Origin of the sequence: Pseudomyxococcus flavus (assembly GCF_050038885.1) — a bacterium.
Classification (GTDB): domain Bacteria; phylum Myxococcota; class Myxococcia; order Myxococcales; family Myxococcaceae; genus Myxococcus; species Myxococcus flavus.
The window spans coordinates 123031-140251 of record NZ_CP143624.1 but is presented as its reverse complement, the minus strand read 5'-3'; the positions used below and the strand labels follow the sequence as shown (position 1 = coordinate 140251).

The 17221-nt window shown below is 69.8% G+C and carries 12 protein-coding genes; all 12 read right to left on the bottom strand.

The window, feature by feature from the left end; genetic code table 11:
- Positions 1-14: 14 nt before the first annotated feature.
- The gene (locus tag VZL07_RS00605; RefSeq protein ID WP_426753332.1) at positions 15-1106 is read right to left on the bottom strand and encodes a hypothetical protein; all 1092 of its coding nucleotides are present in this window, start codon (positions 1104-1106) and stop codon (positions 15-17) included.
- A gap of 8 nt (positions 1107-1114) precedes the next feature.
- On the bottom strand, positions 1115-3772 hold the full coding sequence (gene tssH, locus VZL07_RS00600) for a type VI secretion system ATPase TssH (protein ID WP_426757210.1): 2658 nt from the start codon (positions 3770-3772) through the stop codon (positions 1115-1117).
- A gap of 83 nt (positions 3773-3855) precedes the next feature.
- The gene (tssG, locus tag VZL07_RS00595) at positions 3856-4899 is read right to left on the bottom strand and encodes a type VI secretion system baseplate subunit TssG (protein ID WP_426753330.1); all 1044 of its coding nucleotides are present in this window, start codon (positions 4897-4899) and stop codon (positions 3856-3858) included.
- On the bottom strand, positions 4863-6614 hold the full coding sequence (gene tssF, locus VZL07_RS00590; RefSeq protein WP_426753328.1) for a type VI secretion system baseplate subunit TssF: 1752 nt from the start codon (positions 6612-6614) through the stop codon (positions 4863-4865). Before tssF ends, tssG begins: the two co-directional genes overlap by 37 nt.
- A 36-nt stretch (positions 6615-6650) precedes the next feature.
- Entirely contained in the window at positions 6651-7046 is a 396-nt protein-coding gene (tssE, locus tag VZL07_RS00585) for a type VI secretion system baseplate subunit TssE (RefSeq protein WP_426753326.1), read from the bottom strand.
- 80 nt (positions 7047-7126) lie between these two features.
- Positions 7127-7618 carry a type VI secretion system tube protein TssD gene (tssD, locus tag VZL07_RS00580; RefSeq protein ID WP_426753324.1) on the bottom strand — a complete coding sequence of 164 codons (492 nt, stop codon included), beginning with the start codon at positions 7616-7618 and terminating at the stop codon, positions 7127-7129.
- 118 nt (positions 7619-7736) lie between these two features.
- Complete coding sequence (gene tssC, locus VZL07_RS00575) at positions 7737-9221, bottom strand: type VI secretion system contractile sheath large subunit (RefSeq protein WP_426753322.1); 1485 nt, start codon at positions 9219-9221, stop codon at positions 7737-7739.
- A gap of 25 nt (positions 9222-9246) precedes the next feature.
- Positions 9247-9741, bottom strand: a complete 495-nt coding sequence (gene tssB, locus VZL07_RS00570; RefSeq protein WP_426753320.1) for a type VI secretion system contractile sheath small subunit — start codon at positions 9739-9741, stop codon at positions 9247-9249.
- Between the two features lie 83 nt (positions 9742-9824).
- Positions 9825-11864, bottom strand: a complete 2040-nt coding sequence (gene tssA, locus VZL07_RS00565; protein ID WP_426753318.1) for a type VI secretion system protein TssA — start codon at positions 11862-11864, stop codon at positions 9825-9827.
- Positions 11865-11879: 15 nt separating this feature from the next.
- Positions 11880-12812: a type VI secretion system-associated protein TagF gene (gene tagF / locus VZL07_RS00560; RefSeq protein WP_426753316.1), complete on the bottom strand. Its 933-nt coding sequence runs from the start codon at positions 12810-12812 to the stop codon at positions 11880-11882.
- Positions 12812-16507 (bottom strand): type VI secretion system membrane subunit TssM, encoded by a 3696-nt coding sequence (tssM, locus tag VZL07_RS00555; RefSeq protein ID WP_426753314.1) that lies wholly within the window; start codon positions 16505-16507, stop codon positions 12812-12814. The genes tagF and tssM overlap by 1 nt, the downstream gene beginning before the upstream one ends.
- Positions 16504-17220, bottom strand: a complete 717-nt coding sequence (locus tag VZL07_RS00550) for a DotU family type IV/VI secretion system protein (RefSeq protein WP_426753312.1) — start codon at positions 17218-17220, stop codon at positions 16504-16506. The genes tssM and VZL07_RS00550 overlap by 4 nt, the downstream gene beginning before the upstream one ends.
- Position 17221: the final 1 nt, after the last annotated feature.

The following is a 17221-nucleotide window of genomic DNA, read 5'->3' as shown; positions in this document are numbered from 1 at the left end:
GCGAGGCGCGGCCACTACGGACTGTTGGGCGTCGCGGTGACCGTCCCGGGCTTCTTGGCTGCCGGCTTGCCGGGGGGGCTGGCCTCGCTGGCCGCGGGGGCCTGCTGCTTGTTGGCCGCCGCGGCTTCCGCGGCGTCCTGGGGCGCCTTCTTCGCGGGCAGGGCCCAGATGGGGGGCTCCGGCACCGCGCGGGCGCCGATGCGCACCTGCTGCTCCACCATGCGCGACCACAGCGACGCCTTGTTGCCCACCAGCGCGTTGTTCGCCAGCTCCAGCGCGCGCGTGTCCTGGGCGCGGCGGTAGAGCCGAGGGGCCACGTCCGGCTGCGCCGGGTCGGAGTCGCTCACCTGCACCTGCTCCTGCACGCTGATGCCGTCCTCGGCGAAGGTGAGGGTGGACGTCAGCTCGAACTTGCGGCGCAGCCCGTTGGGCAGCTCGAAGGTGAGCTCACGGGACAGGGGGAACCACGCGGCGCCCAGGCAGGCGCGGTTGGCGTTGGAGACGGACTCACTGAAGAAACGGTTGGTGCGCAGCGGCATGATGCGCGCGTGCCGGCGGCAGACCTCCTCGTCGCCGGTGGTGCACGCGTCACCTTCCGCGACGAGGATTTGCGTGCCCTTCACCTTCTCCAGCCGCAGCTTCGTGTTCTTCGCCATGGCGCGCAGCGAGCCCAGGGCCTCCACCCGGAAGCCCTGCTCGGTCGTCTCCACCAGCGCCACCGGGCCCAGGGCCTCGCCGTTGGTGAAGCGCCGCGTCATCACCCACACCAGCCGCTGGCCGGCCTGGAGCGTCTCCAGGACGAGGTCCTCCTCGGTGAGCTTCTCCGCGGGTGGCAGGGGCTGCGAATCCGGCCCGGCCTCCACGCACTCGTCGGCGGCCGGGTCCTGCCACCACACCGGGGCGCCGGCGCAGTCCACCGTGGGGCGCGGGTTGGCGCCGGTGTCCTTGTCGTAGCCGTGCAGCAGCAGCGCGAACCAGGTGTCCGGCGTGGGGAAGGAGCGCGCGTTGGGGCCCGCCTCGGCGAAGCACATCGCCGGCTTGGGCACGGTGGCGCAGCCGGCCAGCAGGGACAGCGCGACGGCGGAGACCTGAAGCGTTCGTTTCATGGGTTCTCTCAGGCCTGGGTGAAGCGGAGGTCCCAGTCGCCTTCCTCGGTCAATGCCACGTGCAGCTTCGGAGGCACCGAGCCGCCCACCAGGTGCTGCAGCAGCTCGCGGGACAGCGCCGGCATCAGCGAGCCCTGGAGAATCTGCTCCATGTTGCGCGCGCCCATCTCCGACTCGGTGCACCGGCGCGCCAGCTCGTCCAGTAGCTCCGGCGCCAGCGTCGTCTCCACATTGTGCGCCGCGCGCAGACGGCCCACCAGCTTGGCCAGCTTCATCTCCGCAATCTGGCGCATCACGTCGCGCTGCACCGGGCCGAAGGGGACAACCGTCATGCGCGCGAGCAGCGCCGGCTTGAAGTGCTGGCTGAGCGTGGGCCGGATCACCGACAGCACCTCCTCGGAGGTGGGCTGCGCGCCGTCCTCGAACATCCGCATCACCAGGTCCGAGCCCAGGTTGCTGGTGAGGATGAGCACGGTGTTCTTGAAGTCCACCGCGCGGCCCTCGCCGTCCGTCAGCGAGCCCTTGTCGAACACCTGGTAGAAGAGGTTCATCACCTCCAGGTCGGCCTTCTCGCACTCGTCCAGCAGCACCACGGAGTAGGGCCGCTGGCGGACCGCCTCCGTCAAGAGGCCGCCCTCGCCGTAGCCCACGTAGCCTGGGGGTGAGCCGATGAGCCGGCTCACCGTGTGCTTCTCCTGGAACTCGCTCATGTTGAGCGTGGTCATGAAGCGCTCGCCGCCGTAGAGCGCGTCCGCCAGCGCCAGCGCTGTCTCCGTCTTGCCCACGCCGCTGGGGCCCACGAAGAGCATCACGCCAATGGGCGTGTCCGGGTTGCGGATGCCCGCCTGGGAGATGCGGATGATCTCCGCCACCTTCTTCAGGGCCGCCTCCTGGCCGCGCACCCGGCCGCGGAGCTTGTCCTCCAGGTGCAGCACCGACTCCAGCAGGTCGCTGCGCATCTTCCCCACGGGCACGCCCGTCCATCCCGCCACCACCCGCGCGACGATGTCCGCGTCCACGTCCGCGTGCACCAGCGGCACCTCGCCGCGCGTGCTGGCCAGCTTCGCCGCGGCCTCGTCCACCGCCGCCTTCAGGGGCGCGGTGTCGGCGTCCGCCGGAGCCTCGCGCAGCGCCTTGCGCGCCTCCATCAGCGCGGCCACCGCGGTGCGCTCGGCCTCCCAGCGCGCATGCAGCGTGGCGCGGGCATCCACCGTGGCGCGCAGCTTCTCCTCGGCCGCGTCCAGGTGGCTCTGCGCGTCCGCGCCGCCGGTGCCCTCCGCGAGGTCGCGCTTGCGCGCGTCGCGCTCACGCTCCAGCGCCGAAATCTCCTGGTCCAGCTGCACCAGCTCCTCGGGGCGTGTGGACAGCTCGATCTTCACGCGCGCCGCGGACGTGTCGAGCAGGTCCACCGCCTTATCCGGCAGCTGCCGGCCGGAGATGTAGCGGCTGGACAGGCGCACCGCGGCGGTGACGGCCTCGTCGCGGATGGTGACGCCGTGGGCCGCCTCGTACGTGGGCCGCAGGCCGCGCAGCATCAGCTCCGCGTCCTCCACGCTGGGCTCCTCCACCTTCACCGGCTGGAAGCGCCGCTCCAGCGCGGCGTCCTTCTCGAAGTACTTCTTGTACTCGGCCCAGGTGGTGGCCGCGAGCGTGCGCAGCTCGCCACGCGCCAGCGCGGGCTTGAGCAGGTTCGACGCGTCCGTGCCTCCCTGCGAGCCGCCCGCGCCGATGATGGTGTGCGCCTCGTCGATGAACAGGATGATGGGGGTGGGGGAGGCCTTCACCTCGGCGATGACGGCCTTGAGCCGGTTCTCGAACTCGCCGCGCACGCCCGCGCCCGCCTGGAGCAGGCCCAGGTCCAGCCCCAGCAGCTCCACGTTCTTCAGCGCGTCGGGCACCTCGCCCCGGACAATCGCCCAGGCCAGGCCCTCCACCAGCGCCGTCTTGCCCACGCCGGGCTCGCCCACCAGGATGGGGTTGTTCTTCCGGCGGCGGGAGAGGATGTCCACCATCTGCCGGATTTCGCGGTGCCGGCCGAAGATGGGGTCGATCTTCCCCTCGCGCACCCGGCCCGTGAAGGACGTGGCGAAGCGCTTGAGCGCCTCGTCTCCGCGGCCTCCCGCGCTGGCGCCAGCGCCTCCCGCGGCGCCGCTAGCGGCGGCATCCACGGAGGCGACCTCCACGTTCTCCGGCGAGGGCCGCAGCACCACGTCCAGCGAGCCCATCAGCTCGTCGCGGCGGATGGCGTCCAGCTCGGGGAACAGCTCCGCGGTGTAGCGGGCGCGGCGGCTGACGAACTGGGCGAACAGCAGGCCGGAGCGCAGCCGCGTGGCGCCCTGCTCCACGGAGGCCAGCAGCCACGCTTCCTCGAACCACTGGAAGAGCGTCTCGGAGAAGACGGGCCGGCCGGCGTTGCCCGCGCGCAGGCCCTGGAGCGCGCGCTCCATGCTGGTCAGCAGGTGGCGGCGGTCCACGCCGAACTGCTGGAGGATGCGCGCGACGTCCGAGTCCTCCGGCTCGAGCATCTGCACCAGCAGGTGCTCCGGGACGATTTCATAGAACCGCCCCGCGCTGGCCCGGGCCACGGCGGCCTCGAGCAGACGGGTAGAGGTGGGCGTCAGGCGACGGACGAGCGCTTTCGGATCGACGCGAATGGGAGCCCCCAGGAGTGACAGCGATGGTGGACGGTATACCGGGCGCCCCCTGGCGCCGTAAATCCCCGCGCCCCGCGCCCGCTTGCTCTATCGACTCATTTCACCACGGGGACACTCAGCTGGGTCTGCTGACTCAGGCCCAGCCACGTGTCCCGGCCCAACTGACTCGGCTCCTGGGACGACAGCCGGAACTGGTGCTGCACGCCTTCGGTGAGCCCCAGCTCCAGGTCGTACTCCAGCGGGTCCCTCACGAAGAGGGCCACCACCTCTCGCACCAGGGGCAGCAGGTCCCCCTCCTGCATCAGCCGCTTGTAGGCGCGCGGCGGCAGCGGCCGGATGTGGATTTGAATCTTCCCGGTCCGGTCGAACGCCTTGCCTCCCAGCAGCATGTTGCGCCCGAGCTGGTGGTTGGAGTGGCCCAGCCGCGCCCGGGCATCGATGTCCACCCAGCGGCCCACGAACTGGCGCACCGACACGCGCGCGCCCTCCAGGTCCTCACCCAGCACGTCCTCGAGCGCGACCTCCAACTGCTCGGCCGTCCGCGCGCGGCTGGACAGCAGCGGGGCAATCCGCAGCAGGCGCCAGGTTGGCAGCGTGCCGTCCAGGGGTTTCTCGTAGGTGTCGAAGCCGCCCAGCGCCAGCAGGCGCCGGGACCACTGGTCCGCGAACGACGTGTCCGTCTCGCTGCTGACGCGGTACTTCGACTCGATGCGGTACAGCAGCGACAGCAGCCGGTGGTGGAAGAGGTCCAGGAACTCGCGCCGCACCGGGCGGTCCGGGTCCTCCTGCGCCACCTCCTCCGCGAGGTAGTGGGGCAGGGGGCTCACCGAGCCCGTCAGGCCCAGGAAGCGCGTCACCACCTCGAAGAGCGGTCGCTTCGAGTACGGGTCCTCCGCGTGCACCGGCACCTGGTGCAGCGTCACCGACGAGACGTCGCTCGAGGAGAATCCCAGGGACGGGTCATGCCGGAAGCGGATCATCTCCTCGTTGACGGGGCCCACGCCGCCCACGCGCGTGGCCTGCGACGTCAGCCGCTCCAGGAACGCCACCAGGGGGAAGAAGCCCACCCGGGGCGCCAGCTCGGCCAGCTTCTGGGCCGCCTCTACAAAAGCGTCTGGGAGCCGTTCCTCGGAAGCCACGCGAACTCCGTCTGCGACGGGTGAAGCCGGATGCCCAGCTCATTGAAGGAGTTGATGGTGACATGGGACGCGAGCAGCTCCTCCAGCACGCAGCCGAAGAGGAACGCGTCTCCCACGCCCATGAAGTTCTCCTCGTCCAGGTCCACCCGCGTGCGGTGGCCCCGCAGCGGCGTGCCCTCCAGGAAGCGCGTCACCGGCTTCGTCTCCACGGCGCGGATGGCGTTGATGCGCAGGCGGCTGGCGCGCGCCGCCAGGTTGTCGGTGAGCGAGTGGAAGTTGTACAGGTCCATCAGCCGGCGCAGCGCCGCCGCGTCCGCCAGCGAGTGCTGGTTGATGGCCAGGTGTGACAGCAGGCGCCAGTGCAGCTCGGCGCCCAGCGGCGCGCGGGCGGGCCGGCTCACCGGGGAGATGTTCTTGAACTTCGCCTGCGTGGGGCTGGCGGACGTGGAGACGGTGAGGTCCCCCACCTGCAGCCGCGAGGGCAGCGAGCGGTTGGTGCACGTCAGGTCCATGGAGAGCGCCTCCTCGGCGCCGAGCTCCGGGACGACGTTCCTCGGGGTCTCCAGGGCGATGTACGTGTCGATGCCCTCGTCCAACGGCGAGGGCGCCCGGCGCAGCCGGTAGAAGGCCTGCTCCGCGTCCCCGCCCGCGGTGTGGGTGAACTCGAAGAAGGGCCGGTAGACGCGCCGCTCGTTGCGGCCGGCCTTCAGGCCCGTCACCGTGTCCACCGAGTACACCTCGGCGTGGTTGGGCGGCAGATCCGAGGCGCGCAGCAGGTGCTCCCGGTCCAGCGCGTGGTGGAGGATGGGGTCCGCCGGGACGTTGAAGAGGTTCACCACCGGCGCGCAGTGCAACCGGAACATCTCCCGGTGGATGCGCGCGTCCAGCGGGGGCGGGCGCTCCAGGTGGAAGGCAATCTCGAAGCGGTCCTCGTTCAGCCCGGCCGCGGCGTCCAGCCCCCGCACCTCGAAGAACAGGAACTTCTCCGGCAGCGTCAGGTACTCCTGGAGGTGCCGGTAGCCCTCGCTGGCACGCGGCCAGGGCAGCAGCTTGAAGTTCCGGTCGAAGCCCACCGGGTAGATGGCGTTGTTCGCCAGCTTGATGCCATCACCCTGCGCCGTCGCGCCGCGCACGCGCACCTGGCGGCAGTAGCGCAGCAGCCACAGCAGCACCACCGACGCGGCGGACAGCTCGCCGTGGATGAACAGGCGCAGGCCCTGCTCGCGGAACACCTCCGCGCGGCCCTGCTCCGTCGTCTGGAAATACAGCCGCAGCACCGGCGCGGTGATGGACGAGCGGTCCAGGAGCGCGTCGGTGAGCTGCACCGGCAACAGGTCCAGGTCCGCGGTGGTGCGGAAGACGCAGGAGGTCCCGTCGACGGGCTGGGAGGCCACCTCCACCCCGGCGGGCAGACGCGAGCGGCCACGCAGCGCGCGCAGGTGGGGGGTGAACTCGACGATGGTGGAGGCCGGCAGCGGGCGCAGGTAATGCGGCAGCAGCAGCTCGGTGATGCCGTGCACCAGCTCCGGCACGTCGTCGTCCACCCGCTCGCGGATGCGGGCCGCGAGGAACGCGAAGCCCTCCAGCAGGCGCTCCACGTCCGGGTCCGCGCCGCGCTCCACCAGCAGGCCCGCGACGGAGGGGTTGGCCAGGCCGAAGGCCCGTCCCATCTCCCGCAGGTACGACAGCTCGCTCAGGTAGTACTTGCTGAACATCCTCGCCCTCCGCCACGCACCCCTGGATTCACCCGCCTACCACACGTCCACGCGCCCGCCCGGATGCACCTGGGTGTGGAAACGCACCAGGCCTCGCCGGTCCCGCGTGGCCAGCTGGGCGGTGATGTCGAAGCGCAGCGCCGTCGGGTCGATGGGGTCCGCGCTGTGTTGCACCACCACGCTCTTCAAGCGTGGCTCGAACTCCTGAATGGCGGTCCGGATGGACTGCGTCATCCGCGGAATCGCGGCCGGGTACGAATGGACGATGTCGTTCAGGTCCAGGATGCCGTAGCCCGGCGACGCCACGGACTCTCCCTTGCGCGTATTGAGCAGGCTGCGCAGGTGCTCGGCGATGGATTCGACGACGTCGCCGGGCGGGGCCAGCGTGCCGTTGCCTTCCGCGATACGCGACAACAATCCTCGGGAGCCCATGGAGTCTCTTCAGCGACAGGATACCCCACCCCGGCCGCCCGCGTTGCCTGCTGCGCGGACAGCCGGTGGCGGGATCGACCTCAACGCTGGGCGTTCCAGGTGTCCTCGTGCGACACGCCGCTGGGGGTGTACTCCCAGTTGATGGAGTGGAACATGAACCGGATGACCTCCAGCGGGGGCTCATTGGTGCTCGCCGGCTGGATGGAGTTCGGCACCTTCTGCTCGATGGCGGTGATGCGGGCCTGCTTGATCCTCACCGTGTAGAACTGCTGGGTGGTTCCGTCGCCCGTCGGGTCCGGACGGAAGAACTTGAACTCACCCTCGAGCGCCTCGTTGTCGCAGAGCGCCTTCATGAGCAGCGGAGACGACTTGTCGATGCGCTTGACGACCTCGATGCCGTCGTGCTGGCGGCGGCCCACCGCCAGGCCGGAGCCCGCCTCGCGCGCCGTGAAGACCTTCTGGGAGTACGACACGCACTCGATGGTGTTCTCGCGGCCCAGGCTGGTCTGCGTGCTCTCGCCCTCGATGGTCTGACCTTTCGTCTTCAGGACCAGGTGTACTGATTCAGCCATGACTTCAACCTCTTCGCTTTGCGCGCGTCCGCGCGCTGGTGGACCCGGGCTCACCGTGAGCCCGGGTTTGTTGGAGCCCTAAACTAGCTGAAACGACCGACGCCGGGTGAAACGGGCTCTACTCCTTGTCCAGCTTGCCCACGAGGGACAGGGTGAAAGAAGCGCCCATGTACTTGAAGTGGGGGCGCACCTGCAGGCTGCAGCGGTACCAGCCCGGCTGACCGTCCACGTCCTCCACCAGCACGCGCGCGGCGCGCAGCGGGCGGCGCGAGCGGACGGCGGGCGCGGGGTCTTCCATGTCGGAGATGTACTGGCTGAGCCATTGATTGAGCTCGCGCTCCAGGTCCGCCTTCTCCTTCCAGCTGCCAATCTGCTCGCGCTGGAGCACTTTGATGTAGTGCGCCAGGCGGGTCATGATGAACATGTAGGGCAGCTGCGTGCCCAGGCGGTAGTTGGTCTCCGCCGCCTTGCCCTCGGGCGTGTTGCCGAAGAACTTGGGCTTCTGCGTGGAGTTGGCGCTGAAGAAGGCCGCGTTGTCCGAGTCCTTGCGGAACACGAGACCGATGAAGCCCTCCTCGGAGAGCTCGAACTCGCGCCGCTCCGTGAGCATGACCTCGGTGGGAATCTTGGTCTGGATTTCCCCCATGGCCTCGTACTGGTGCAGCGGCAGGTTCTCCACCGCGCCGCCCGACTGGGGGCCGATGATGTTCGGGCTCCAGCGGAACTTGGCGAACGAGTCCGCCACCCGGCTGGTCAGCGCCACGGAGGCATGTCCCCACAGGTAGCGCTCGTGGTGGCCGACGACGTCCTCGGTGAAGTTGAAGGCCTTCACCGGAACCGTCTTCTCACCGTAGGGCAGGCGCAGCAGGAAGCGCGGCAGCGCCAGGCCCACGTAGCGCGAGTCCTCGCTCTCGCGGAACGAGTGCCACCGGGCGTACTGCGGGCCCTCGAAGAGCGACTTGAGGTCCTTCAGGTCCGGCAGCTTGAGGAAGCTCTGCTCACCGAAGACCTCCGGCGAGGCATTGCCGATGAAGGGCGCGTGCGCCATGGCGGCCACGGAGGCGCACTTGCGCAGCAGCTCCATGTCCTGCGGGCCCACGTTGAAGTCGTAGTTGGCGTTGATGATGCCGTAGGGCTTGCCGCCGAAGACGCCGTACTCGTTGGAGTACACCAGCTTGTACAGGCCGCTCTTGGTGACCTCGGGCGCGTCCTCGAAGTCCTTCTGGAGGTCTTCCTTGGAGACGTTGAGCATCTCCACGCGGATGTTCTCGCGGAAGTCGGTGCGGTCCACCATGAACTTCAGCGAGCGCCACGAGGACTCCAGCTTCTGGAACTCCTTCGCGTGGAGGATTTCGTTGACCTGCGCGGACAGGCGCTTGTCGATTTCGGCGATCATCGCGTCGACGAGCGCCTTGTCCACGCGCTCCTCGGCGCGGTTGGGCGCCAGCATCTCCGTGATGAAGGCCTGCACGCCGCGCTTGGCGACGTCGTAGCCCTCGTCCTTCGGCTTCAGCTTGGCCTCGGACAGGATTTCGTCGAGGAGGGAAAGCGAGGCGTCATTGGCGACGCCCGTGGACTTCTGGGTCTGGGTCTCGTTGGCCATGGTGATTCGGTTCCCCCGGAATGGGCTACTTGGTCTCTTCGGTCAGACCCAGTTCCTTGATGAGCGCCTTGCGGCCGTCCTCGTCGGCGAGCAGGGCCTGGAGCTTCTTGCGGAACGCGGGCAGGTTGCCCAGGGGGCCCTTGAGCGCGTTGAGCGCGCTGCGCAGCTCGAGCAGCTTCTTCAGCTCCGGCACCTGGTTGACGACGCTCTCGGGTGAGAAGTCATTCAGGTTCTTGAACTGGAGCGACACGCTCATGGTCGCGTTCGGGTCGGCGGAGAGCTTGTCCGCGGCCGTGAGGGTGACCTTGAGGTCCTGCTGGGCCATGACCTCGTTGAAGTTGGTCTTGTCCACGTTGATGGGCGCACGCTGCTCCAGCGGACGCGCGTCTTCCTGACCCGTGAAGTCGCCCAGCATCAGCACCTTCAAAGGCAGCTCCACCTGCTCCTGCGAATTGCCGGTGGCGGGCTTGTAGACGATGTTGACGCGCTCGGTTGGGGCAACGGAACTCTCTTTGCTCATCTGCGGCTTTCTCCTTGGAAACTGCGTAGAAGACGCGGGCGTCGCATGGGGGGAGAGCTTCGCCGCGGTACGACCGGGGTCCTTCAGGCGCCAACGCGCAGCGTGGCGGATGAATCCAACAGCGCTAGACGACGATACCGGTTTCGAAATTTCACTGCCACCGGTCCAGCTTCCTTTTCCGCGCTCGTTCGGGTTTGCAGCCAGCCTTCCAGACACGCGGCGGCCAACGCCGGCTCCCAGGTGTCGAGCGCGTGGGTGGAGACCTCTTCGTCCAGCGCGTCATAGACGGCGCGCGCGAGCGGCAGTTGACCTGCATTGGCGCACAGCCGCGCCAGCTCCAGCCGGGCGATGAAGCGGGCCCGGCCCGTGCCGGCGGACGACACGGCGGACTGCAACCGTGTCACGGCTTCATGGATCCGGCCTTCCGCCAGCAACGTGCGGGCTTCGCCATCCAGGGCCGCGGCCTCTCCATTGTCAGACGGCCCCAGCACAAGGGGGCCCAGGGCGAGCGCCGTGGCCGGCGCGGGTCTGTCGGTGGGCGTCGCCGTGCCTGTACGCAGGACCTCGTCGCGCAGCCAGTCCCGCGTGGCATCGTCGGTGAGCGGAGTGCCCTCCTTGGAGCGCAGCGTCTCCACGCCCGGCATCCGGCGGAGCTGGATGCCCAGCTCCTGGACCAGCGAGGCGCGGGCGCGGGTGTACGCGTCGCCCATGCCCTCCAGGGCCATGGCGCTGTACCGGTGGAGCGTCAGCGTGAAGCGGTGCCGGGAGAGCGCAGACTCGGATTCGTCGAGCAGCTCGCTCCAGCGCTGGTTCTGGGCCAGGGTTTCCAGCTGGGTGGCGAGTGGCTTCGGTACCGGTGGAATCTCGGTGCGCCCTTCGGCGTTGGGCACGGGCGGCTGGGACAGGTGCAGCCACAGCCCCATGCGGGTGAGTCGGTAGGAGAGCGGATCCTCGGCCTGGGCGCGGCGCAGCGCGCCGGCGGCGCCCAGCAGCGCGCCGCCCACGGTGCGGAGGAAGTCCGTCACCGCCTCCGCGCCCGACAGGTCCGGTACGGAAGGGAGCTCGGGCAGGGGCGGGACCTGGAGTTGCGTTGCGGCGTGCGGCGTGGCTCCCGGTGCGACCTTGTTCGGCCCGGGGCTGTTGCCTTTACCGGCGGCGCCCCCCTGGCCAGGACTGCCTTTGCCGGCGGCTTTGCCCTGTGCGGGGTTGCCGCTGGCCGCCGCTGCGCTGCCCTGGGCTGCATTGCCATTGCCAGCGGCCTGGGCCCTGGCGGGAACAGGGTTGTCTTTGCTGGCACCCTGGGCGGGCGAAGTGTTGTCTTTGCCGTGGCCCACATCGGCAATGCCTTGCACGGAACGACTACCCATCCCCGGGGCACCACCAGGGCCCCGCGCTGACGTGGCTGCGTCGCGCGCGTCCGCGGAGGCGTCTCGCGAGGCCTCGGCGTCATCCGATGCGTCGGCTGCGGCGCCTGCGCCGGCCGTGGCGCCATCTCCGGCCGCTGCCTCCCGCGAGCCCTCCACGCTGTCGCGTGACGCGACGTCTTCCGGCTCGGGGGCGGGGAGCCCCGCGCGCAGGCGGGCGATGGCATCCTGGAGCGGGCCGAAAGCGGGGGCCATGTCGGAGAAGCGCTCGCGGGAAACCTGCGACAGCCGCTTCACCGCCACGGTCAGCGCGTCCAAGGGCGCCGCGCTCACCGTGGACTGCTCCACGGTGGGAAGGATGCGGCCCAGGCGTTCCACGAACCAGGCGACGGCGTTGGCCCGGCCCCGCAGCCGCTTCATCTCCGGGAACAGGTCCGGCCAGTAGCGCTCGGTGACTTCGGCGAGCACGGCGGCGCCGGTGGCCGCGCCGTCCACGCCGCGCGTGGCGTACAGGCCATAGGCCAGATAGGAGGCGAGCCAGAGGTCCTTGGTGGTGTGCTTCAGCAGGTCGCTCGCGCCCGCGACGACGTCATCCCAGCGCACGGCATCGCTGGCGGGGGACTCCAGCTTGGCCACTTCCATCGCGACGGCCTCATAGGCCGGCTCGTGCTTCGCCTGGACGCCGGCGGGGGACGCCCCCGGCACGGGCTCGGCCCAGGGGCGGGCTCGCTCGCGAAGCTGTTCGAGGGTGGGCGGCATAGGCGTGACTGGGCGTCAGCGCGCGAGCGCGCGCAGCAACTGTTCGAGGGTGGTGGAAGGCGCGTCGATGACCTGGCGCGCGGCGGCGGTGAGGCCCTTGCGCGCGTTGTCGATGGCGGCCGGACGCTCGGTGCGCAGCGGCCAGACCTGCGCGCCCGCGCGGCTGGGCTGCGCCAGCGCGAGGAAGAGGGCGGGGGAAGGGGCGCCCAGGCTGATGAGCAGCCGGGGCCGCTCGCCTTCGGACCAGAAGAGGGCGGGAGGCTGGTGGGTCCACCGCAGCAGCCGCGCGGACAGCTCCAGCCAGGCCACGGGCCCCACGCGGGGAGACAGGGGACAGTCCAGGGTGACGCCCGCGGGGGACTGCTCCTTGCCGCGCTCGCCCGCGCACGCGGTGAGGAAGGTGTGCAGCGCGTAGTAGCGCCCGCCATCCGGCGTGCCTTCCACCACCGGCCCCAGCAGGTCCACCGTGTGGTGTTCCGCGAGCACTTCGTCCCGGAGTCGCTTCGCGATGCTGTAGTCACCTGGTCCGGGCAGGGGCAGCACCGCCGCGCGCTCCAGCAGCTGAGGCACGTCGAGCTCCGCCGCGACCTGGGTCAGCGTTCCGGCCGCCCGCAGGAAGGGCTGGAAGGCCTCGGGCGTCAGCGCGAGCTTCGAGGCCGTCTCCGCCGAGGACACCTCGGTGAAGACGGCCAGCGGGAAGTCCCGCCCCACGCTGTCGCGGCTGGGCGCCAGGACGCCCACCAGCGCCTGCTTCTGCCCGGGCGCGGTGAAGACGAACGAGACGGGCTCCGCGGGCAGGTCCACCCGTGCGCGCCGGGCGCGCTCGACGCCTCCTTCCATCCAGCCGTAGAGCTGGAGGGCCAGCGGGGTGGCGGCGTTGAAGCGGATGAACTCGGCCTGTCGGGGGGTCTTGCCCAGCAGGCCGATGCGCGGCGACGACACTGCCATCAGGGCGCTCCATCCACGGCGACGGCCTGCGGTGCGCAGTCGCTCTTCCGGGCGATGCTGGCCGGCGGCTGCAGCCCCGGGTCCCGGAAGATGGCCAGCAGCTTGGACGTATTGCCGGCGATGCCGAAGAAGGGATTGGCCGTGCGCTCGGGGCGGAAGTCGATGGAGACGAGCGCGCCGTTCATCTCCTCGATCTCCCACGTGGCCGTGAAGTAGCGGCCGTCCGCGCTCGGCTCGATGCGCTTGACGCGCTCGAGCAGGCGGAACAGGCCCCACTCCCCCTCGGCCTCCAGCGATGTCTCGGTGGAGCCGTCCGCGCTCTGCACGGTGATGCGGGCGCCGAGCTTGCCGGCCTGGCCGGGCCAGATCATCGGCTTCCACAGCGTGTCCGGACCGTTGCGGTACGTCTCATCCGTGCCGTCGAGCGTGAGGGTGATGGAGGAGATCTGCGACGCCATGCCGTCCGCGGAGACGCCGGGGCGCAGTCGCACCTGGAAGCGGACCAGCGGGTCCACCGTGTCGCCGCCGGGGAAGAGCGTCGTGGCGAGCGCGCCCGTCTTCTCCAGGAAGGTGAGCAGGTCCGAGCGGTACATGGCGCCACCCGACGAGGTGAACTCCCACCGGCGACCGGTGGGGACCACGTCCTCCAGCAGCTGCTCCTTGACGAACTTGCGCACCAGCCCGCCCTCGGGCCGGAGGAACTCGGCGACCTCGGGCAGCGGGGCGTCCGCCTGCGATGCGCGGTCGAACGGGTACTTGCCCTTGAAGGCGTGGCTCCACGACATCACCACCTGGTCGTGCCACAGCTTGCTCTTGTTGCAGGCCACGCCCACGAACACCACCGAGCGCATCTCCTGGAACGGCGGCAGCAGCAGCCGCTCGAAGATGGCGACGTTGTCCGTCTGCTTGCGGACCATCATCTCCACGTTGTTGCGGGTGGACTCGATCTTGTCCAGCAGCAGGCCTGACTCGGCGGGCTTGTCCTTCACCGCCAGCAGCGTCGTCTGGACGGTGGCGAGCTGGTCCTCGTAGGAGTCCAGCGCCGTCAGCGACTCCTCGCCGTCCTCCGTCTTGGACGTCTCCGTCGCGAAGCGGATGAGCGAGGCGAACTCGCGCTCCACGTCGCGGGCGGTGACCTCCTGGGCGCCGGAGGGCGAGTTGGCGTTGAGCAGCTCCCGCGTCTGCGGCGCGGCCTTCTCCGGCTCGGAGCCGAAGAACCTCCCGGCCTTCGCCAGCAGGCCGGTGGCGGCCTCCGGCGCCTTCAGGTCGCGCTTGTCGAGCTGCACGTTGTACGTGAGCGCGCGGAACAGCCGGCCATAGGGCTTGGGCTTGCCGCGCGTCAGGTTGGTCAGCAGGCTCTCCATCTGCGTCAGGTTCTCCGGCGCCTGCACCCGGATGGAGCCCAGGAAGTCCTTCCACTCCTGCGTGTACGCCTCGAAGTACCGCGTGCGCAGCTCGCGGCGCGAGCTCTCGGTGTCCACCTTCTCGTCGCGGTCGAGCACCCACGACTGCTGGTCCCGGAAGGCCAGCTCCAGCCGCTCGCGGATGACGTCGTCGTAGGCCTTGCGCGTGAAGGCGCCACGCACCCGCGACGAGGCGCTCATCTGCGGCACCGAGCCCACGAGCTGCTCCAGCGTCACGTCCGGGTACGCGCTGCTCATGTTGGCCACCAGCTGCGCCAGCTCCAGCCGCACCAGGGGCACGTTGTTGAGCGAGCGCCGCGCCGACTGGACCACGCCGTTGATGCGGCTGAAGGCGATGCGCTGGTCCCTGGCGGGCTTCTGGTCCTCGGGCAGCATCTGCTCGTTGGCGAGCATCAGCAGGAACGTCTCCGCGTGGTTCGCCACGGCCCGCTCGTCCACCGAGTCTCCCCGCACGCGCTTCCAGTGATTGACGATCTGGTCCTGGAGCCACCGGCGCTGCGTCTCGTCCAGCTCCGGCTCGCGCGGGTCGCGGGGCGTGGTGACGAGCAGGTACATCTTCAGGTCGTCGAAGTACTGCCGGTACGCGTCGAAGTGCTTGCTGTAGTCCTCGTCGCTGCGCACCGTCAGCAGGTCCGGGTTCTTCCCGAAGCTGTCCAGGCGCTGCTGGATGAGCTCGAACTGCTTGCCCAGCAGCACCCGGCGCAGGGCCGCGTTGTAGAACTGGCGCGCCTGGGGCAGCAGCTTCTCGCCCTGGTACAGGCCGAAGCGCATGAAGAAGGGCGCGCCGCCTTCCTCGTGCTCGGTCAGCTCCTGGAGCCGGTTGCGCAGCGGAATCAGGTCCTCGACGCGGCGGATGTCGTCGCGAGGGTCCAGGTTCACGCGGGTGATGGCCTCGGTGACGGCCTCCGCCATGTTGCGGTTCTTGAAGAAGGAGACCGTGGGCAGCGACAGGAGCAGCACCGTGGCGGCGAACGCGGCGCTGGCCAGCATCATCCGCTGCCGGCGCACCCGCGCCTCCTCCAGCGAGCTGCGCACCGCCACCTGCTGGTCCTGGAACATCACCTTGGTGAAGACGTCCCAGAGGAAGTAGCTGCGGCCGTCGGTGGCGCCGTCCGTCTGCGGCCGGCCGTTGGTGCTGCCGAAGATCTCCGCCGCGGAGGGGGACACCTTGTCCACCGGCCGCACTTCCTGCGTGCCGCTGTTGAAGTACAGGCCGCGGAAGACGGGCGTGTCCTGGAACACGTTCTCCAGGAAGAGCGGCTGGAGGAACTCCGCCAGGTTCTTCCGGAGCGCGTCGAACTTCTGCGGGAAGCCGTAGATCTTCTCGCGCGTCTCCAGCCGGCGCTCCTGGCCCAGGCGCCGCAGCGAGCGCTGCTCCAGCACGGAGAGCATCTCGTCGAAGCGCTCACGGAACAGGTCCGTGCTCGCCTCGCGCTGCTGCTCCAGCGGCACGGTGAAGCCCCAGATCTGCCCGCGCTCCACGCGCGACAGGTCGGAGAACATCTCCACGAAGCCCGGCAGCAGGTCGCACTTGGTGATCATCACGTACACCGGCACCAGCATCTTCAGCCGGGTGGTGATTTCGTCCAGGCGCTCGCGGATGGTCTGCCCCATCTCGCCCACGGCCTGGGGGTCCGCGTTCAGCAGCTCGCTGACGCTGATGGCCACGATGAGGCCATTGATGGGACGGCTGGGGCGGTGCTTGGCCACCGTGTCCAGGAAGGCCAGCCACTCCGGCCGGTCCTCCTCCGCGCTGGTGTAGCGGCCCGCCGTGTCGAGCAGCACCGCCTCGTTCGTCAGCCACCAGTCGCAGTTGCGCGTGCCACCCACGCCGCGCACGCCGCCGCGCGCGGAGAGGTAGGGGAACTTGAGCCCGGAGTTGCGCAGCGCGGTGCTCTTGCCCGCCCCCGGCGGGCCGACGATGAGGTACCAGGGCAGCACCGCCAGCGCGTCCTTGCCGCCGCGCGCCAGCTTGGACGCCTTGAGGGCCTCCACCGCCTTGGTGAACTCCGCCTGCATGGCCTTGATTTCGGGCTGCAGGTCCGGCCGCACGGTGGTGGCCTGTTCGTCCGCCTGCGCCGCCAGCGCGCCCTCGAGCTTCTTGGCGGCGGCGCGCGCGCGGATGCGCTTGACCAGCCACACCACGCCGGCGCCCAGCAGGCCCGCGAGCGCGGCGATGATGGCCGCCTGCCGCATGGAGAGGCCCATGTAGCTCAGCAGGGCGAACATCGGCGCACCGATGCCCAACAGCGGTAGCAGGTACGCCATCATTGCGCCCCTCCCGTGGCCTGCGGCTGGCTGGTCGTGGTCGCCGTGTTGCGGGCCGCGTGGACCTCGATGCGGCTCCTCAGCTCGCCAATCTTGTCGTTGATGAAGAACTGCAGCACGCCGTAGAACAGGACGGCCACCGCGAGCGCACCGGCGGAGATGCCCACCACCGATGCCTTCTTGCGCTTGGAGAGCAGCGACTCGGTGGGCCGGTCACCGTGCGGCGACAGCACGTCGAAGTCGAAGGGCCGCGCGCGCTCCAGGTCCTTCTGCACCGTGTCGATGAGCGTCATCAGCTCCAGCTCGCCGCCCCGGATGCGGTAGCGGCCCTGGAAGCCGAACAGCATGCACAGGTAATAGACCTGCAGCACCTCGTGCCGGTGCGGGTCCTTGCGCACGGTGTTGAGGCGCGCGAAGAAGCCGTCACCGGCGACGTTCTCGTTGAAGTAGTGGAGCTGCAGGGGCATCCAGAGCTGCCGGTACTCCTCCGGGCGGCCGAGCACGACCTCGTCGATGAGCGCCACCAGCGCGTAGGCCATGTCCTGGGCGTCCTGGTGACTGAAGCCCAGCACGGCGGCGCGCCGCAGCGTCTCATCCACCACGCCGCGCAGCCGGTGGTGCAGCGTCTCGGGCGGGGGCACCGCCGAGGCCTCCGAGTTGCGCAGCTGGATGGCGGCGTCGAAACAGTCCTTCGTGGCTTCGGTGACTCGGTCCATG

What these genes read in the sequence shown, in the direction of transcription:
- VZL07_RS00605 (WP_426753332.1), bottom strand. Translation starts at nt 1,106, where the DNA reads ATGAAACGAACGCTTCAGGTCTCCGCCGTCGCGCTGTCCCTGCTGGCC.
- tssF (WP_426753328.1), bottom strand. Translation starts at nt 6,614, where the DNA reads ATGTTCAGCAAGTACTACCTGAGCGAGCTGTCGTACCTGCGGGAGATG.
- tssE (WP_426753326.1), bottom strand. Translation starts at nt 7,046, where the DNA reads ATGGGCTCCCGAGGATTGTTGTCGCGTATCGCGGAAGGCAACGGCACG.
- tssD (WP_426753324.1), bottom strand. Translation starts at nt 7,618, where the DNA reads ATGGCTGAATCAGTACACCTGGTCCTGAAGACGAAAGGTCAGACCATC.
- tssC (WP_426753322.1), bottom strand. Translation starts at nt 9,221, where the DNA reads ATGGCCAACGAGACCCAGACCCAGAAGTCCACGGGCGTCGCCAATGAC.
- tssB (WP_426753320.1), bottom strand. Translation starts at nt 9,741, where the DNA reads ATGAGCAAAGAGAGTTCCGTTGCCCCAACCGAGCGCGTCAACATCGTC.
- tssA (WP_426753318.1), bottom strand. Translation starts at nt 11,864, where the DNA reads ATGCCGCCCACCCTCGAACAGCTTCGCGAGCGAGCCCGCCCCTGGGCC.
- tagF (WP_426753316.1), bottom strand. Translation starts at nt 12,812, where the DNA reads ATGGCAGTGTCGTCGCCGCGCATCGGCCTGCTGGGCAAGACCCCCCGA.
- tssM (WP_426753314.1), bottom strand. Translation starts at nt 16,507, where the DNA reads ATGATGGCGTACCTGCTACCGCTGTTGGGCATCGGTGCGCCGATGTTC.
- VZL07_RS00550 (WP_426753312.1), bottom strand. Translation starts at nt 17,220, where the DNA reads ATGGACCGAGTCACCGAAGCCACGAAGGACTGTTTCGACGCCGCCATC.